Source organism: Flavobacterium sp. T12S277 (assembly GCF_048514875.1).
GTDB lineage: Bacteria > Bacteroidota > Bacteroidia > Flavobacteriales > Flavobacteriaceae > Flavobacterium.
Genome location: NZ_JBLYEG010000004.1, coordinates 46,462 through 64,707, shown reverse-complemented (window position 1 = coordinate 64,707; position 18,246 = coordinate 46,462). Strand labels below are relative to the sequence as shown.

At 37.0% G+C, this 18,246-nt stretch carries 18 protein-coding genes; 5 read left to right on the top strand and 13 right to left on the bottom strand.

Annotated elements, in window-relative coordinates:
- Positions 1 to 19: 19 nt before the first annotated feature.
- Positions 20 to 1,018, bottom strand: a complete 999-nt coding sequence (gene gap / locus ACN1CN_RS08000; RefSeq protein WP_264525231.1) for a type I glyceraldehyde-3-phosphate dehydrogenase — start codon at positions 1,016 to 1,018, stop codon at positions 20 to 22.
- Between the two features lie 90 nt (positions 1,019 to 1,108).
- The gene (gene lipA, locus ACN1CN_RS07995; protein ID WP_047774095.1) at positions 1,109 to 1,975 is read right to left on the bottom strand and encodes a lipoyl synthase; all 867 of its coding nucleotides are present in this window, start codon (positions 1,973 to 1,975) and stop codon (positions 1,109 to 1,111) included.
- 331 nt (positions 1,976 to 2,306) lie between these two features.
- On the opposite strand from lipA, the gene ACN1CN_RS07990 reads away from it, so the two are divergent.
- Positions 2,307 to 3,170: a M48 family metalloprotease gene (locus tag ACN1CN_RS07990; protein ID WP_419135274.1), complete on the top strand. Its 864-nt coding sequence runs from the start codon at positions 2,307 to 2,309 to the stop codon at positions 3,168 to 3,170.
- A gap of 68 nt (positions 3,171 to 3,238) precedes the next feature.
- Here the strand turns inward: ACN1CN_RS07990 and ACN1CN_RS07985 are convergent, their stop codons facing one another.
- From ACN1CN_RS07985 to recF, 11 genes are all read right to left on the bottom strand, one after another.
- Positions 3,239 to 3,619, bottom strand: coding sequence for a PH domain-containing protein (locus ACN1CN_RS07985; protein WP_264525228.1), 381 nt, complete (start codon positions 3,617 to 3,619; stop codon positions 3,239 to 3,241).
- 223 nt (positions 3,620 to 3,842) lie between these two features.
- Complete coding sequence (locus ACN1CN_RS07980; RefSeq protein WP_419135273.1) at positions 3,843 to 4,673, bottom strand: energy transducer TonB; 831 nt, start codon at positions 4,671 to 4,673, stop codon at positions 3,843 to 3,845.
- Between the two features lie 155 nt (positions 4,674 to 4,828).
- Entirely contained in the window at positions 4,829 to 5,380 is a 552-nt protein-coding gene (locus ACN1CN_RS07975) for an RNA polymerase sigma factor (RefSeq protein WP_173964399.1), read from the bottom strand.
- Positions 5,371 to 6,477, bottom strand: a complete 1,107-nt coding sequence (locus ACN1CN_RS07970) for a glycosyltransferase (protein WP_264525226.1) — start codon at positions 6,475 to 6,477, stop codon at positions 5,371 to 5,373. The genes ACN1CN_RS07975 and ACN1CN_RS07970 overlap by 10 nt, the downstream gene beginning before the upstream one ends.
- Before the next feature lie 83 nt (positions 6,478 to 6,560).
- Entirely contained in the window at positions 6,561 to 7,175 is a 615-nt protein-coding gene (locus ACN1CN_RS07965) for an FMN-binding negative transcriptional regulator (protein ID WP_419135272.1), read from the bottom strand.
- A 61-nt stretch (positions 7,176 to 7,236) separates the two neighbouring features.
- Positions 7,237 to 8,250, bottom strand: coding sequence for a UDP-N-acetylmuramate dehydrogenase (murB, locus tag ACN1CN_RS07960; protein WP_419135271.1), 1,014 nt, complete (start codon positions 8,248 to 8,250; stop codon positions 7,237 to 7,239).
- Between the two features lie 131 nt (positions 8,251 to 8,381).
- Positions 8,382 to 9,485 (bottom strand): histidinol-phosphate transaminase, encoded by a 1,104-nt coding sequence (hisC, locus tag ACN1CN_RS07955; RefSeq protein ID WP_419135270.1) that lies wholly within the window; start codon positions 9,483 to 9,485, stop codon positions 8,382 to 8,384.
- A 79-nt stretch (positions 9,486 to 9,564) separates the two neighbouring features.
- Positions 9,565 to 10,626: a glycosyltransferase gene (locus ACN1CN_RS07950; protein ID WP_419135269.1), complete on the bottom strand. Its 1,062-nt coding sequence runs from the start codon at positions 10,624 to 10,626 to the stop codon at positions 9,565 to 9,567.
- Positions 10,627 to 10,818: 192 nt separating this feature from the next.
- Positions 10,819 to 11,496, bottom strand: coding sequence for a DUF2461 domain-containing protein (locus tag ACN1CN_RS07945; RefSeq protein ID WP_419135268.1), 678 nt, complete (start codon positions 11,494 to 11,496; stop codon positions 10,819 to 10,821).
- A 10-nt stretch (positions 11,497 to 11,506) separates the two neighbouring features.
- On the bottom strand, positions 11,507 to 12,205 hold the full coding sequence (locus ACN1CN_RS07940; protein ID WP_419135267.1) for a thioredoxin domain-containing protein: 699 nt from the start codon (positions 12,203 to 12,205) through the stop codon (positions 11,507 to 11,509).
- A 157-nt stretch (positions 12,206 to 12,362) separates the two neighbouring features.
- Positions 12,363 to 13,463: a DNA replication/repair protein RecF gene (recF, locus tag ACN1CN_RS07935; RefSeq protein WP_419135266.1), complete on the bottom strand. Its 1,101-nt coding sequence runs from the start codon at positions 13,461 to 13,463 to the stop codon at positions 12,363 to 12,365.
- Positions 13,464 to 13,842: 379 nt separating this feature from the next.
- Between recF and ACN1CN_RS07930 the strand changes: the two genes are divergently transcribed.
- The 4 genes from ACN1CN_RS07930 (at position 13,843) to ACN1CN_RS07915 (ending at position 18,237) form a co-directional block, all read left to right on the top strand.
- A complete protein-coding gene (locus ACN1CN_RS07930; protein WP_264525217.1) occupies positions 13,843 to 14,622 on the top strand; it encodes a tetratricopeptide repeat protein in 780 nt (259 codons plus the stop codon).
- A 77-nt stretch (positions 14,623 to 14,699) separates the two neighbouring features.
- Complete coding sequence (ribH, locus tag ACN1CN_RS07925) at positions 14,700 to 15,272, top strand: 6,7-dimethyl-8-ribityllumazine synthase (RefSeq protein WP_264525216.1); 573 nt, start codon at positions 14,700 to 14,702, stop codon at positions 15,270 to 15,272.
- 218 nt (positions 15,273 to 15,490) lie between these two features.
- Positions 15,491 to 17,425 carry a DNA mismatch repair endonuclease MutL gene (gene mutL, locus ACN1CN_RS07920; protein ID WP_419135265.1) on the top strand — a complete coding sequence of 645 codons (1,935 nt, stop codon included), beginning with the start codon at positions 15,491 to 15,493 and terminating at the stop codon, positions 17,423 to 17,425.
- Entirely contained in the window at positions 17,425 to 18,237 is an 813-nt protein-coding gene (locus ACN1CN_RS07915; RefSeq protein ID WP_419135432.1) for a rhomboid family intramembrane serine protease, read from the top strand. The genes mutL and ACN1CN_RS07915 overlap by 1 nt, the downstream gene beginning before the upstream one ends.
- Positions 18,238 to 18,246 lie beyond the last annotated feature (9 nt).

Sequence of the window (18,246 nt, the reverse complement as noted above, 5' to 3'; positions counted from 1 at the left end):
ATGCTTTTACAATGAATCTTTAAGTTTTTCTTATTAGTAAAATCAAATCGATCAATCTTGATGAGTAGCCAATTTCGTTATCGTACCAGCCCACAACTTTTACCATTTTGTCAATAACCGAAGTTAATTGAGCATCAAACAAACACGAATGCGTATTGCCAATTACATCAACTGAAACAATTGGATCTTCAGTGTAATCTAATATTCCTTTTAAATTTGTTTTTGAGGCTTCTTCAAATGCTTTATTTATTTCTTCAATCGTAACAGCGCGTTTTACATTAAATGTGATATCGGTTAAAGAACCATCAGGAACGGGTACGCGAATTCCACATCCTCCGATTTTATGATGCAAGTTAGGGAAAATTTTTGTTAATGCCTTAGCTGCACCTGTTGTTGTTGGAACAATTGACTGACTTGCTCCTCTTGCACGACGTAAATCCTTATGTGGCTGGTCGTGAAGACTCTGATCTGTGGTGTAAGAGTGTATGGTTGTGATATAGGCTTGTTCAATTCCACACAATTCATCGATGATTTTGATCATAGGAGCCGCATTGTTTGTTGTACAGCTTGCATTCGAAACAATGTTTTCGCTTCCATCCAGAATCGTTTCGTTAACCCCTAAAACTACCGTTTTGATGGTGTCAACTTCTGATGGCGCCGAAAGAATTACTTTTTTGGCACCAGCTTCAATATGGGCGTTTAATTCCTCGTGTGTTTTGTACTTTCCTGTTGATTCAATTACAAGATCGATGTCGTGACGTTTCCAGTCCAGATTAGAAATGCTTTTTTCGTGAAAAAAGAAAAAATGTTTTCCGTCAACAATAATCCCTTCTTCGTCATGACTGACTTTAAAGGGTAAGACTCCGTGAATGCTGTCGTATTTTATTAAATGCGACATGGTTTTGTTATCGGCGATGTCGTTGATGGCAACTACTTCAATTTCAGGATGGTTTAGAAGTAAGCGAAATAAATTTCGGCCGATTCTTCCAAAACCGTTTATAGCAATTCTTGTTTTCAAGCTTTCGATTGTTTGTTACATCGTTTAATCGTCGATTGGTTTAACCGTAGGTACGATTAAACGATTGAACAAATAAACGGTTAGACTTTTTTATAAAATGTGTTTTTGTGCTTTGTAAGAAGAACGAACCAGCGGGCCGCTTTCCACATGACGGAAACCTAATTCAAGGCCAAACTTTTCATATTTAGCAAACTGATCAGGCGTTATAAATTCTTTTACAGGCAAATGTTTTTTACTTGGCTGTAGGTATTGGCCAATAGTAACAACGTCAACATTTGCATTTCGTAAATCAGTCATCGTCTGAAAAACTTCTTCTTCAGTTTCTCCAAGACCCAGCATAATTCCAGATTTGGTTCTGTTGATTCCCTTTTCTTTCAGGTAACGTAAAACTTCGAGGCTGCGATCGTATTTGGCCTGAATACGTACTTCACGGGTCAAACGGCGAACCGTTTCAACATTGTGTGAAACGACTTCAGGATTGGCCTCAACAATTCGGTCGATGTTTCTTTCGATTCCCTGAAAATCCGGAATTAAAGTTTCAAGAGTAGTATTCGGATTCATTCTTCGGATTGCTTTAACTGTTTCAATCCAAATAATAGATCCGCCATCTTTTAAATCATCTCTGTCGACACTCGTAATTACGGCATGTTTGATGTTCATAATTTTGATCGAACGGGCTACTTTCTCAGGCTCGTCCCAATCAACCGTTTCAGGGCGTCCGGTTTTTACACCGCAAAATCCGCAGGAACGGGTACATACATTTCCCAGAATCATAAAAGTGGCTGTACCTTCGCCCCAGCATTCTCCCATATTTGGGCAGCTTCCGGAGGTACAAATAGTGTTTAGGCTATATTTATCAACCAAACCACGTAGTTCAGTATATTTTTGTCCAATAGGAAGTTTAACCTTTAACCATTTAGGTTTTCCCGTTGGTATATTTTCAATGACTGTTTCCATATATCAAAATTCAAAGTACAAAGATAAGCAATGTAGTTTATTTGGAGATTCGTTTAAGATTTAATTTGGTATTGATGTGCAGAGAGTTTTTAAAACGCACTTTTGGTGATAATCTTGCTAGGGTGTTAAATTATTGTTTTTAAAGCATTGATGCTTATTGAAATACCTGTTTTTTGTTTGTCAAATGGAATAAGAGCAATGATTTTGACTGACTGCTCATTTTTACTCATTTAAAATTTATATCTTTATTTGTTAAAAAATTAGTGGTAACCGAGTCAAAACGGAATTGGGTTTGTACTACATTTGTTGTTAAATTGTAATCATATAAAACATGAAAAAGAAATTTATAGTATTGGGAGTTTTGTTTGCCGCTTTTGGTTTTACGAAAGTAAACGCGCAGATTAATTTTGGTGAAAAAGCGATGAGTGCTGTTCAAAAAGGAGTTAGCGGTTTTACTTTTAGTAATGCTGATGCTGCTGCTTTATCAAAAGCTGCTGTTGATAAAATGGATGCTGAACACGAAGTTGCAGCTGCGGCCGATCCTTACACTGTAAGACTGAACAGGGTTTTTGGAAAATATACAAAAGGGGACGGATATACGTTAAACTATAAAGTTTATAAATTAAAAGAAGTCAATGCTTTTGCTACTGCTGACGGAAGTGTGCGTGTGTATTCGGGATTAATGGATATCATGGATGACAATGAATTGCTTGCCGTAATTGGTCACGAAATTGGACATGTAGCCAATCATGACTCTCAGGATGCGATTAAAGCGGCCTATAGAAAAGAAGCTTTGTTAGAAGGAGCTGCTTCACAATCGGCAACTATTGCAAGTGTTACCGATAGCCAGTTGGGTAAAATCGGAAGTGCGATTATCGATAGTAAATTCAGCCGTAAACAAGAGGCAGAAGCCGATTTGTTTGCTTATGATTTTCTGAAAAAGAATGGTTACAATGTAAATGCCGAAGAATCTGCTTTTAGAATTTTGGCCAAGATGAGCGAAGGAAATGAAGCTTCGTTTATTGATCAGATGATGAGTTCGCACCCGGATTCAAAACAAAGAGCTGAAGACGCTAAGAAAAGAGCAGAGAAAGATGGTTTGTATAAAGCGTATGTACAGCAAAAAATTGTAAATACCGCTCCGGCAAAAAAAGGAACTCCGGCTAAGAAAGCACCTGCTAAAAAGAAAAAATAATTTTTAGATCGAATTTTTAATACGAAACCCGACAGATTTTAAAACCTGTCGGGTTTGTTGTATAAGGTTTAACCTAAAACGTGAAATGCAAGTACTTTTTGAACATCGTACACATTTACAGATTTGTTAAATTGTTTTACAATACTTGGTTGTAATTCGCTTGCTACCCAGATTTTTAGTTCGGCATCCAGATCAAACGTTCCAGCTGTTTCTACGCTAAAACGGGTAATGCTTCTGTAGGCAATTGATTTGTATTCTGTTTTACTACCCGTTATTCCCTGTACGTCAACCAGAATTAATCTTTTGTTGGTGAAGATAAAAGTATCACGGATGAGTTTAAAACCCATTTCGATTTCTTCGTTATCGGTTAAAAGTTGACCGTATTTTTTAAGTAAATCGTCCTGACTCACAGAGCCGGCGTTGCCAAGAATAGCTGAAAATATTCCCATTTTTTAGTTTTTAATTTTAATAGATTTGACTTTCCTTTTTAGGAGTGGTAAAAGTAAGTAAAAATAAAAAGATGGAAATGGTTTTTGTAAAGTTACGAAGCCGCAAAGTTTTAGTTTCTTTTGCTGCTCTGTGAGATTTATGCTGTAGTGTAAAAAGGGTTTTTTAGCGGTTTCAAAAAAGGCATAAAAAAAGCAGAACCTAAGTTCTGCTTTTTCGTTTTTATTATTCTGCTTCCGTTTTTATTGTGATTGGGAGGTTATAGGCAGTTCTAACGGGATTTCCGTTTAAAATACCAGGGCTCCATTTTGTTTTTAATGATTTCAATACTCTGATGGCTTCTTTACCAATTCCGTATCCTGGATCGTTTTTCACCATAATGTCGGTAATAGAACCGTCTTTTTCAATTACAAACGATACATATACTCTTAATGTTCTTTCCGCATCCAATTCCGGTTTGTTGAAATTGTTTCCTACGTACGAATAAAACTTAGCCATTCCTCCAGGAAATTCTGGTAGCTTGTCTAAATTTACGGGATTAACCGGGGTGTTAGTAGTGCCTGTTGTAGGTGCAACTTCTCCGCCGCCATTATTTCCCGGGATAGGATTTGCAGTAACGGGCCCTGTTCCGGCATTCGTATTGTCAATTACAGGATGATTGTCTGTATTTGGAGCAATAACATCGGGCGTGGCCTGAGCCGTAGCTGTTACAACCGGATTTACCAATTGTGTACTGGTAACGGGTGGTGTAGCTGCCGTTTGCTGAGGAGCCACAGGTGGAGCAGGTGTTTCTGGTTGTACCGGAATCGGTATGTCTGTAGGTCTTATTGGAACCGAAAAAACAGTTGGGTCTGTTTCTACAGGGCCATGCGCCCCAAACTTATTAATCAACACCGACGCACTTCCCAGACCTGCCAATAATAGCAATCCCATAAATAGCGCTGTAACTGAGTTTTTTGAACTCTGCTGGCGTAATTGATACGCGCCGTACTCTTTGTTCTTGTTTTCGAAAACAAGATCGGTCCAATTGGTTTCGTAGATGTTTGATTTAGTCATGATTTATGGATTTTAAGGTTAGGTAACATTAAATCATAGGCAGTACGGTTTTGGTTTTAGCTAACAACGAAAAGGTTGTTGTTTTAGTATGTGAATAATTAGGTTTTTTAAGAAAAAACACATGGATATTTTATTCTTTACCTAAAGATAATAAATTATCTGTTGCGTTCGATGATTTCTGCTAGTAATTTTTTAGCGCGAAGTAATTTTACTTTCACGTTGCTTAAAGGCTCGTTGATTTTCAGGGCTATTTCCTGATAAGTCATTTCCTGAAAGTAGCGCAATTGAATGACCTCCTGGTAGTGAGGTTTTAATTCTTTGATGCATTGAAGTAAGCGCGAAAGATTTTGTTCTTTAATTAAAGCATCTTCGGCAGAGGGAGTAGGGTCGGCAATGTTGTAGGCCTGCTGGTCTTCATTGTCTGTGATTTCTATAAAAAGACTGGTTTTCTTTTTACGTAACAAATCAATATAAACGTTTTTTGCAATAGCAATTAACCAGGTGTTGAATTGAAATTCGGGATTGTAACTGGCTATTTTGTCAAAAGCTTTAGAGAAGGTTTCGATCGTAATATCTTCAGCAATAGTTTCATTTTCGGTACGCTTTAGCATAAAGCCGTACACTTCGTTCCAGAAATAATCTAATAAAAAAGTAAAGGCGATCTGATCGCCTTTTTTAGCTTTTTCTATTTTAGAATTTATTTCCAATATACCGGTTTTGAAAAGATATTAGTTATAAAGATATTAATTTGTGTGAATATAAGTATGATTTCGACAACAGGAAACCAAACTTTTAAGTCATTTTCTTTTAGTTTACCTGCAGAAAATCCTATAACGGTCCATGCTACAGTGTAACGTGTCGCTAAAATAGCCAGAACAGCGATCCATTGAAACTGAAAAGCTAATAATAAGATTGCTGCCAAAAAGAAAAACAATTGTGAGACAAAAAACAGTCCCAATTGCATCTTGTCAAAAGATTTGTAATGTTCTGCAGTAGAAATATGTCTTCTTTTTTGGGTGAACCACTCTTTGTAAGTTTCTTTTGGTTTAGAGTAGGTAAAGCTTTCAGGCGTATACGCAATGGTTGTATTGTTTTTGTTTGCTGCCTGATTGATAAACAAATCATCATCGCCTGAACGAATCTGAATGTGTTCGATGAACCCATTTACATTAAAAAATTCTTCCTTTTTATACGCTAAGTTTCGTCCTACACCCATATAAGGAAGTCCTAGTTTAGCCCATGAAAAATATTGAACCGCTGTTAAAACGGTTTCAAAACGAATAATTTTGTTCAATAAAGAGCGCTCAATTTTTTCATAACCGCCATAACCCAAAACAATCGTTCGGTTCATTGTGAACTGTGAAGTCATTGCTGTGATCCATTCTGTTGAAGTTGGATAACAATCGGCATCGGTAAATAACAAGTACTCTTTTTTTGAGGCTTTGATTCCTAAAGTCAGGGCGTATTTTTTATTTCCCCAGAAAGCTTCATTGTTTTGTACTTTAACCAGACGAATATTGTTGTACTGCTTTTCGAATTCTTCAAATACTTCAAGAGTTTCATCACTTGAGGCATCGTCGATTAAAACAATTTCAAAATCAGGATAGTTTTGTTCTGCAAGAAGGGGGATGAATTTCTTAACATTTTCTTCTTCATTTTTTGCACAGACAATAACGGATACCGGAATTTTTTTCGGGGTTATTTCTTGTGGTTTGCCGAAAGCAAACTTTCCAAAAATTCCTAAATAGTAGAAAATCTGAATGAAAACAATAGCAATAAAGAAGTAAAATAAAGTTATAAGCATCTGATTTTAATGTCTTTTAATTTCTGAATCTTGCGAGTGCAAATGTACTCATGAAATCGTAATTTTCAATGGTTAAAATGAATTTACTTTCGGCATTTTGCCATTTCTTTCGCAACAGCAATAGCCTGAGGGTTTTCGGTTTTTTCTAACTCCGAAATTATGTTTTTATAATTGTGATCGTCCCTGTTCTGAGAGAGTTTTTTGGTAGCCTGAATTTCGTCGATTTCAATTTCAAAGCCAAAAATACCTCTGGCTTCACGCATGGTTCGCGCTGATAAATCTTCAACACGAACAGGATTTTCGGAATTGACTTCGTATTTGTCGACCAATTTTTTAAGCTGCTCGATTGAGGTAGCTTCGTCGACAATTTTGATTCGGCCGTAAACATGTACAGCGATATAATTCCAGGTTGGAACATTTTCGTGATCGTACCAGGACGATGAAATGTAACTGTGCGGACCTGTAAATACAGCCAGAACCTGATCGTTTTCGGCAAAACCTTCAGCTTGCGGATTGAGTTTGGAAAGATGACCCTGTAGAATCTCTTTTCCGTCTGAATTCACTTCCAGCTCAATGGGAATATGTGTTGCACATAATTTTCCGTGTGTCTGATTGATCAGGATGCCAAAACTGTTTTCTTTCAAAAAAGTTCGGATCGATTCCGGGTCTTCGTTTTTGTATAAGTCTGGTGTGTACATTTTTTCTTTTTTAGGTTCAGAGGTACTAAGGCTTAAGGACAGCTATCCAACAATCTAATTTCTAGATTACATTCACTTCGGCTTCAATCTGAATTCCAAAAGTATCAAAAACAGTTTTCTGTACCTCTTTGGAAACGGCCAAAATTTCCTGTCCGGTTGCATTTCCGTAATTTACTAAAACTAAGGCTTGGTTTTTATGAACTCCGGCGTCGCCAAAACGTTTTCCTTTAAAACCAGCTTGTTCGATTAGCCAGCCAGCCGGAACTTTTACTTCGGTTTCCGAAACTTCATAAAATTTCATTTCAGGGAATTTCTGATGGATTTTTTCGAAATCCGTTTTTAGTAAAATCGGGTTCTTGAAAAAACTTCCGCTATTTCCTAATTCTTTCGGATCCGGTAATTTGCTTTGTCTGATCGCAATCACAGCATTACTCACCTCTTTTAAGGTGGGAGTCGTAATGTTGTTTTTGGCCAGTTCTGCCATAATATCCCCGTAAGAAATATTGATTTTATGATTGCGTTTCGTCAACTTGTAAATTACCGCTGTAATGATGTATTGATCCTTTACTTCATTTTTGAAGACGCTTTCTCTGTATCCAAACTTACATTCGGCATTGGTAAACGTTTTTATTTCCTGAGAGGCAATATTCATGGCTTCGCACGAAACAAAAGTATCTTTGATCTCTGTTCCGTAAGCACCAATATTCTGAACCGGCGTAGTGCCTACGTTTCCGGGAATGAGTGACATATTTTCCAAACCTCCAAAATTATTATCGATCGTCCAAAGTACGAAGTCGTGCCAGGTTTCGCCGGCCTGACTTTCCACCCAGACAAAATCATCGTCTTCTTTAATGATTTTTTTACCTTTTAAATCAATATGAATGACAAGAGCGTCGATATCCTGCGTTAAAAGCATATTGCTTCCTCCGCCTAAAATGAATTTTTGCTCGTTTTTATTTTCTTCTAAAATGGTTTTCAATTCGGCTACAGTGTGTACGGCAACAAATTGTCTGGCTTTGGCTTCAATGCCAAAAGTATTGTAGTTTTTTAAAGAAAAATTGGATTGGATTTCCATAAATAAAAGGCTTTTTTGAAGAATTAATTCTGACGCCAAAAGTAAGGATTATAATTTATTTGCATTGGGTTTCTAAAAAATAACGACCAATAAAAGAAACAAAGCTTCGTTGTAAATGTTTTTTGGGCGTCTTATTTTAGAGCTTCAATAAACCGCTGCATTTCTTTCATTGTACCTATTGTGATTCTCGTCCATTTGCCATTTTCTTCGTAAATTCTGGTTCCCACTATATTGTGGTCTTGCAATTGTTTGAAGTAGTCTTTTTTGTAATTTTCTAAAGAGAAATAAATAAAATTGGAATAAGAGGGAATGCAGGTTAAATTGAGTTGTGTAAGTTGTGCTATGGTATATTTTTTGGCTTCCTGATTGGAGGTGCGTACCTGATGAATAAAATCGACATCATTTAAAGAAGCAATTGCGGCAGCTATCGAAACCACACTTACCGATAAATTAGGAGATGATTTTAAAATGCTAAGTTCATCAATGATTGTCGAATGTGCAACAGCGTAACCAATGCGGGCGCCTGCCAGTCCGTACATTTTGGAGAAAGTTTTGGTTATAATCAGGTTTTTATTGGTAGCGACCAAATCACTTAATGAGGGCTCGTCTGTAAAATCGATATAAGCCTCATCGACAAAAACGATTGTTTTTTGAGTGGCTTCTCTTATAAAAGCAATCAATTCTTCCCTTTGGCACAGTGTTCCTGTCGGATTGTTTGGGTTGCAGATATACACCATTTTAGTGTCGGCATCAATGGAATTTAACATCGCCGGTAAATCGTGCTTTTTGTCTTTGGTTAGCGGAACAGTGATTTTTTTTATTCCTAGTTTTTCGGCGGGTGCTGTCCAGTAATCAAATGTGGTTTCGGCCAATATAAAGTTGCCTTTTTTTAGGGCAGCATATTGAAGAATTAAATCTAAAATCTCAGTGGAGCCTGCGCCCAAAAGGATGTTGTTGTCGGAAACCGTATTCTTTTTTGCCAGCAGGGTAATGAGTTCCGGTGAAAGATTCCAGCCGTATCGATTGCTGATGTTGACACTTTTTGCCATTGCTAATCGCGCTTTTGGAGACGGGCCATAAGGGTTTTCGTTGGAGCGGAGTAAGATGGGAGAGTGGTCTACTAAGTCGGGTAAAAGATACTCATTGGTGCCATTAGCAAATGTTTCAAACTGGCCAAAGCCTAATCCTATTGTGCCTAAACCTATTTGTTTTAGCCAGATTCTTCTGTTACTCATTTCTCTATCAGATTAAATTAAACAATTCACTGAAATGTATGTCGTCGTCGAGAGAAGAAAGTTACGTTTTTTGTGCAGATTAGGTTGTTTTTAAATCCAGCAACTCATGATATTTATCTGAAATAATCTTCATATTGAGGTTGTGATTTGCGTGTTCTTCCACAAATTTTCGGTTTTCCAGAATGGCATTATTTCGGGATTCCGAATTTTCAAAGGACCAGATTAATTCTTCGGCAAGCATTTCGATATTGTCAATTTCAATTAGTTGTCCGTTTTCGCGATGCCTGATCCAGCTTTGATTTCCGGGAATATCTGAAACTACAGGGTAGCAGTTGCAAGCCATTGCTTCAAATAAGGATGCCGATACGCCTTCGGTAATGGGCATGCTGATGTAGAGATTGGATTGCTGTAATAATTTAGGAAGTTCGGTATTTGGAATTCTCCCGGTGAAAATTACTTTGTTTTCAATTTGAAGTGCTGCGGCCAGCTCCTTTAAAAATTGCAGTCGGGTTCCGTCGCCAACGATGGTTAATGAAAAGTCGATTCCTTTTTGGTGTAAAATTCCAAAAGCTTTTAAAATAGAATCATGACGGTATTCCGGCTGTAAAGAACGCGTAACAATAGCCTCAATTTTAGTGGAGTTATTGATGGAAGGAGAGAAAAGTGATAAATCAATTCCTTTTGGAAGTACTAAAACTTTGTTCATGTCTACACCAATCGCTCTCATCGAAACAGTCATCACCGGACCCCAGGCGTGTATTAAATTGGCTTTTTTGAAAGCGTGTTTCTGAATAATTTTTTTAAAAGGAAGCAGGATTGAACCTTCGGGCCACAAATCAGTTCGGCCTTGTTGTGCAATTGCAATGGGATGTTTTCCCGAAATTGCGGCCAGAAAACCGTAGCTGGTGGTTCGTTCGGCAATGATCATATCGGGTTTTTCCTGTCGGATTTTTTTGCGAATGGAAACAGGAGAAAAAAGATATTCTAAAATACGTTTGAATCGGTTGAACTTTGAATTGTTGGGGGTTTGAAGTTCCCAGGTGCAAATTTCAAAACCGCCAAATTCTTTCAAACCGTTCATCCACGTAATGGCGTCCGCACGATAAGATTCTCCAAGAAAAAGTATTTTCCTTTTTTTCATTCGGCAAACTTAATTTTTTTGCCACAGATTAAAAGATTTTTAATGGATTTTTTAATGCATATCAATCTGTGAAATCTGTCGTCAAACTTTATCTCTTGTTTTTGGATAGCAGTACATCCTTTTTGAAGTTTTTTTGCCACGAATTCACGAATTAATTTAAACAATTTGTGAATTCGTAGCAATGTATCTTTTCTAGAATTCCTCAGTGTCTAAAGCGCGGTTGATGAATTCGTTTAAGGGTTTTAAAGCGATGAGTTTTTTGCTTATTTTCGAAACGAAATCTTTTTGAGTCACCTCGTTGATATCGTATTTTTGAGTAGCCGTAAAACTTTTCAATTTTAAAAACTCAATTGCAGGATGGTCTTTTTCGTACCCTCTCGGCGGATTTTTAAGCGAGTTGTTTTCGTTTACATCCAGGCTGCCAAATTCTTTTTTAAAGTTTTTGTCGCTAAGGATGGCTTCGAGATCTTCATAGAAAAAAGCAATTTCTTTGCGGACTTTCTTCAGGTCTTCGGCTTCAGGCGAATAATAACCTCCGGCAATAAAGCTGGCTCCTTGTTCAATATGTACATAATATCCGGCACGATTCAGCCCTTTGATTCCGGTCGACATCCAGATTCCTAAATGGGATTTATAGGGTGATTTGTCTTTGGAAAATCGAATGTCGCGATTGATTCTGAACGTGCAGTTTTTAACCTCCAATAGTTCCAGCGAAGGATCCATAGGTTTCATCACATCCAGTAAATCACTGACCAGTTGATGGTAGTCTTTCTTGAAAATCTCGTATCGCTTTTTGTTGTCCAAAAACCAATCCCGATTGTTGTTTTTTCTTAAGTCTTCTAAAAATTGCAATGATTCTTTTGTTAGCATATCGATAGTGTTATTGCAGTTGTTTTTTTAAGTCTTCTTCTTTGATGAAACCAATGTTTTTCCATTTTACGGCTTTGTTTTCGTATAAAACCATGGTAGGAAGCTGTTCGATTTTCATTTGAGCGGCCAAAGCTTTGTTTTTGTCTACGTCAATACGAACAATAATTACTTCGTCGGCCATTTCTTTTTGCATTTTCAAAAGATACGGTTCCATTTGTTTGCAGGGACCACACCATTCGGCATAAAAGTCAACCAGTACTTTTTTGTCGGTTTTTAACAGCTGGTCAAAATCATTCATCGTCATTCCTGGCTGTGCTGTTGAAGGTTTAGAAAAACCATCCGCATTCCATTTCATGATACCGCCTTCTAACTCATAAATGCTGGTAAAGCCCATCTCATTTAGTTTGGCGGCTGCTTTTTTACTTCTTCCACCGCTTAAACAATAAACAAAAACAGGTTTCGATTTGTCGTAAGTTGCAACTTTGGTTGTAAAATCATCATCGTTCCAATTTACATTTACAGCACGATCAATATGATCCGATTCAAATTCTTCGGGAGTTCGGACATCCAGTATTTGTGGGTTTTCGGTTGTTTTAATTTTTTCTGCAAAATCTTTCGGAGTAACCTCCTCCATAATACCTGATTTTCTTTCATTGCAGGAAAGTAATACAACTGAAACGATAAGGAATAGAATTTTGGGGAATTTCATAAGACGAAGTTTTAAAATATAATTGCTAAAATAATGATTTTTAATGTGTCAATTAGATAATTAGTTAATGAGAAAATTAGCTAATAAGATAATTTAAAATCATTAACTAATAAGATAATTTAAAATCATTAACTAATTTTCTCTTTGCCAAATTTTCTCATTCTCTCATTGTCAAATTATCTAATTTAAATATTTTGTAACTCTGGTGTGTTGACTTTACAATGGTTTCGGTGCGTTCCGGATGCGTGTCGGAGATAAAAAGCTGTCCAAAAGTGTCACTGTTTACCATTTCGATGATTTTGGCCACACGGCTTTCGTCTAATTTATCAAAAATGTCGTCAAATAACAACAGAGGTTTGACACCGCTTTGTTTTTTTAAAAATTCAAATTGAGCCAGTTTCAGCGCAATCAGAAAAGATTTTTGCTGCCCTTGTGATCCGAATTTTTTTATGGGGTGCGAATCAATTTCAAACGACAGGTCGTCCTTGTGGATGCCTACGCTGGTGTAATGCAGTGCCCGGTCTTTATTGATGTTCTCACGTAACAGGCTTAAAAGATCTTTTTCGAACAAATGACTTTCGTAAACCAATTGTACCGTTTCTTCTGATCCGGTTATGGCCTGATGGTGTACATTAAATATAGGTATGAATTGCTCCAGGAACTCTTTTCGTTTTTCAAAAATCGATTGACCAAAACCATTCAGTTGTTCGTTGTAGATAGACAAAGTGTCGTTGTCGAAGGTATGGTTCAGCGCGAAATACTTTAATAAGGCATTGCGTTGCACAATTACTTTCTGATATTGAATCAACTGATGCAGGTAAGTAGCGTCTAATTGCGAAATCACGCTGTCCATAAATTTACGGCGTGTTTCACTTCCTTCTACGATTAAATCGCGATCGGCCGGAGAAATAATGACTAGTGGAATGAAGCCAATATGATCTGAAAATTTATCGTAGGCTTTGCCGTTTCTTTTTAAAACTTTTTTCTGTCCTTTTTTTAAACTGCAGACAATTTGTTCGGTTCTGTCGTTTTTCTCTAGTTCGGCATCAATCACAAAAAACTCCTCCCCGTGTTTGATGTTCTGAACGGCCAGCGGATTGAAATAGCTTTTCCCGTAAGCAAGATGATAAATAGCATCGAGCACATTGGTTTTGCCAATTCCGTTTTTGCCGACAAAACAATTGATCTTGCGGTCAAAATCAAAACTGATTTCGGAGAAATTTTTATAATTGAATAAAGAAATTTTGTTTAAATACATTTTTTAGGCACTCTAAGATAAAATTTGATGCTTTCTAAGCAACTCTTTGCGCTTTTTCTTCTGCCACAGCTTAAATTGCTTAAAAGGATTTCTCTTCTGATACCCTTTAATCGGTGTGAAACGTTAAAATCAGTGGCAAAAAAATAGTTTTGGCTTAGAAAAGTGATGTTTAAAATCATCAAAAATTTGAGGGTGCAAATTATCGAAAATTATCGATATAAAAGGCTTTTGATGCGTTTGCGAGTGAATTATTTTCCGGTTGAAGAGGAAGGACTTGCTGTGAATGAAATTATTTTTTGTAAAATAGTGATAAAATTGATTTTTTTTACGTCGGTTTCAATAAAAATTTTATTTTTGCCGTTCACTAAATTAATTTTAAATGGCAACTTACAATAAAAGAGGATATAAAGCACCAAAAGAGAAAGAAGTTAAAGAAGTAAATGAGGAAACACAGGTAATTATTGACGAAAAAGACAGCACAACGGCTGGAGTTTTCTCTAAATTAGATGAAACTGCTTCAAAAACTGAGGATTGGGTAGCTAAAAATCAAAAAATCATTATTGGTTTAGTTGCTGGTATTGCAATTGCTACTATTGGCTATTTGGCTTACCAAAAATTTGTTGAAGCTCCTAAGCAGGATGAGGCTGCAAGCGAAATGTTTGTTGCTCAGCAAAATTTTGAAAAAGCAACCAACGGTGTAGCAAGCGATTCTTTATACAAACTGGCTTTAAATGGTTCTGAAGGTAAATTCGGATTCGTTAAAATTGCTGACGAGTACTCAGGAACTGATGCCGGAAATTTAGCGAACTATTATGCAGGTATTGCTTCTTTGAATATTGGTAAATATGATGATGCAATTAAGTATTTAGGAGAGTTTAAATCAAAAGAAGCTATTGTAGGTGCTTTGGCAATTGGTGCAATTGGAGATGCTTATTCTCAAAAGAACCAACAAAAAGAAGCTTTAGACTATTATGTAAAAGCGGCTGAATCGAATAAAAATGATTTCACTACACCTCGTTTCTTATTAAAAGCGGGTAAAACAGCTTTGGCTTTAGGTCAAAAAGAAGATGCTTTGAAATATTTAACAGATATCAAAGACAACTACGATGCAACTCCGGAAGCTGCAGCTGTTGATGTATTGATTGGATTAGCACAATAATTTTAATTGCAGATTTCAGATTTTAGATTTTAGATTTGTATTTTAGCAATCTGAAATTTAATATCTAAAATATACAGATGGCTACTCAAAATAAAAATCTATCGGAATACGATAAAAACACAATCCCAAATGCGAAAGATTTTCGATTTGGGATTGTTGTTTCTGAATGGAATGAAACGGTTACAGAAGGACTTTACAACGGTGCTTTTGATGCCTTAACAGATTGTGATGTTCCGGCTCAGCAAATTATTCGTTGGAATGTTCCAGGGAGTTTTGAACTGATTTATGGTGCAAAAAAAATGCTGCAAACGCAAAATGTAGATGCAGTAATTGTAATTGGATGTGTGATCCAGGGCGAAACAAAACACTTTGATTTTGTTTGCGAAGGAGTAACACAAGGAATAAAAGACCTGAATGTTCAGACTGATATTCCGGTTATTTTCTGTGTTTTAACAGACAATAACATGCAACAATCAATTGACAGAAGTGGAGGAATTCACGGAAACAAAGGGACTGAGGCTGCCATTGCAGCAATCAAAATGGCATACATTCGCCAACAGGCTTCTTTGTCACATCCGTTCCATCAGCCTTTGTTGTCTTCAGGAGCAATTCAGATAGAAGAAACACCAATTAAAATTGAGAAAGAATAAAACACAATTGTTTTAAAGATACTAAAACCTATACTGTGTAAAAATAGTATAGGTTTTTTGTTTTTTTTATGATAGCTGTTATTCTAAAACCCAACAGAAATTCATTAAATTTGTACACCTTGGTTTAAAAAACCAGGACACAATTAATTATATTACCCCGAGATTTTACGGATTAATTTCAATAAAATCAACGGACAACCTTTAACCCAAATTTTTTAATGTCGAGTATCATTCAATTACTTCCTGATCACGTTGCGAATCAAATTGCTGCCGGAGAGGTGGTTCAAAGACCTGCTTCGGTTGTAAAAGAGCTGTTAGAAAATGCTGTTGATGCGAAAGCAACTGACATTAAATTGATTATTAAAGATGCCGGAAAATCGTTAGTTCAGGTTATTGATAACGGAGTTGGAATGACGGTGACCGATGCGCGTTTGTGTTTTGCACGTCATGCTACTTCAAAAATTCGTCAGGCCGAAGATTTGTTTTCACTTGGAACCAAAGGTTTTCGTGGAGAAGCACTGGCTTCTATCGCTGCGATTGCGCACATGGAAATGAAAACCAAGCAGGAACAGGATGAGCTGGGAACGCATATTGTAATCGAAGGAAGTAAATTTGTGTCGCAGGAAGTGGCCGTTCTCCCAAAAGGGACATCGTTTGCGGTTAAAAATTTATTTTTTAATATTCCGGCCCGCCGTAATTTCTTAAAGTCGGATACCGTTGAATTTCGTCATGTGATGGATGAGTTTCAGCGTGTGGCTTTGGCACACCCCAATATTCATTTTAGTTTTTATCACAACGGAAGCGAAATGTATAATTTGCCTGCGGCAGGTTATCGTCAGCGTATTGTCGGAATCATGTCCGGTAAAACCAATGAAAAATTAGTTCCGGTTAGTGAAGATACAGAAATAATCAACGTTCAGGGATTTGTATGTAAACCTGAGTTTGCGAAGAAAAACAGAGGAGAACAATTCTTCTTTGTCAACGATCGTTTCATTAAAAGCGGTTATCTGCATCATGCTGTCATGGCAGCTTATGACGGACTTTTGAAAGACGGTTCGCAGCCCAGTTATTTTTTATACCTGCAAGTTCCGCCAAATACCATCGATATCAACATTCATCCAACTAAAACAGAAATTAAGTTTGATGATGAGCAGGCCTTGTATGCTATTTTAAGAGCCTCGATAAAACACAGTTTAGGGCAGTTTAATGTGGCGCCGGTTTTAGATTTTGACCGCGATGCCAATTTAGATACTCCTTACCATTATAAAGATTTAGAAGCCGAAACACCAACGATTCAGGTAGATGGTACTTTTAATCCGTTTACAGACGACAAGACCAATCAGCATTATTCGAAATCAGGGTCAGGCTCCGGTTTTAGTGGTGGATCAGGATCGAGTTCCGGGTCTGGTTCAGGCTATAGTTCAGGAGGCGGTTCGTATTCGGGTTATTCAAAAAGAGTAGAACCTACTGCAAGCTGGGAAAGTTTGTACGTAGGCCTGGAGACAGAGAGTATCGAAAGTTCTCCATTTACATTCGAAAATGAAGAAGTAACCTCGTCGCTGTTTAACGACAATGAAATTGAACAGGCGAGTCAGGGAACGTATCAGATTCATAAAAAATATATTGTTTCGCCAATCAAATCCGGAATGGTGATTGTCGATCAGCAAAGAGCACATCAGCGTATTTTGTACGAGCAGTTTTTATTGAATATGACCGTAAATCAGGCTTCGAGTCAGCAGCTGTTGTTTCCGTTGGATTTATTTTATTCTGCGGCCGAAATGAAACTGATCGAAGAACTGAAACCTTCTTTGGAAACAACTGGTTTTGTTTTTGAAAATGCACAGACCGATCATATCGTGATTTCGGGTATTCCGGTAAATATTACCGAAAGTGAAGTTTCACTTGTTATCGAACAATTACTAAGTGATTTGCAGGACGGAATTCCGGCCAACAGTTACAGTCAGAATGATACCATTGCGAAATCAATGGCAAAAAGTTTAGCGGTTAAAACCGGATCGTATTTAACCGAAAAAGAACAGGATAATCTGGTAAACGGATTATTTGCCTGTAAAGATCCAAACATATCACCTTTTCAAAAACCTACTTTCATTACCATGCGTGTGGAAGATATTGATAAAAAGTTTGCCTTATGATGAATAATATGACTCCTGTAGTAAAACAACTGCTTATAATTAATATCATATTTTTTATAGGTGCCCAGCTAGTGCCGGTTTCCGAACAGTTTTTTGCTCTTTTTTTTCCGGAAAGTGACTTTTTTAAGCTTTGGCAGCCCATCACTCACATGTTTATGCATGGAGGTATTTTGCATATTGCTTTCAATATGTTTGCTATGATTTCTTTTGGTTCAGCCCTGGAACATTTTTGGGGAGGTAAGAAATTTATCTTCTTTTATATTTCTTGTGGATTAGGTGCTGCTTTATTACAAATAGGAGTAAACTATTTACAGTTTCAGTCGGCTTTAGAACCAGTAAGAAGTTTAGGTTTGTCGGATGCAACATTACATCAGATCTTAAATGTAAACTTTAGTGATGGAGTGAACTTTAGGGCAGATTTGTTTTTAGAACAAATTAAACCAATATTAGAGAAGGTTGGAAAGACCAATCTTGATGAAGCCGGATTTAAAGGATTATTTGAGGCCTCTGTAATTACTCAGGTGCCAATGGTAGGAGCTTCGGGTGCTATTTACGGACTTTTAGTTGCTTTTGCTTTTATGTTTCCAAATGCAGAGCTGGCTTTAATGTTTATACCGATTCCGATTAAAGCAAAATACTTTGTGCCTGGAATTTTGGCAATTGATTTATTTTTAGGTTTTAAAGGAGATTCTATCTTTGGAGGTGGAGGTACAGGAATTGCTCATTTCGCACATATTGGAGGAGCAGTGATTGGGTATTTTATGATGTGGTACTGGAAAAAGAATCAGTTTAATAACAACCGTTGGAATTAATTTTTAACT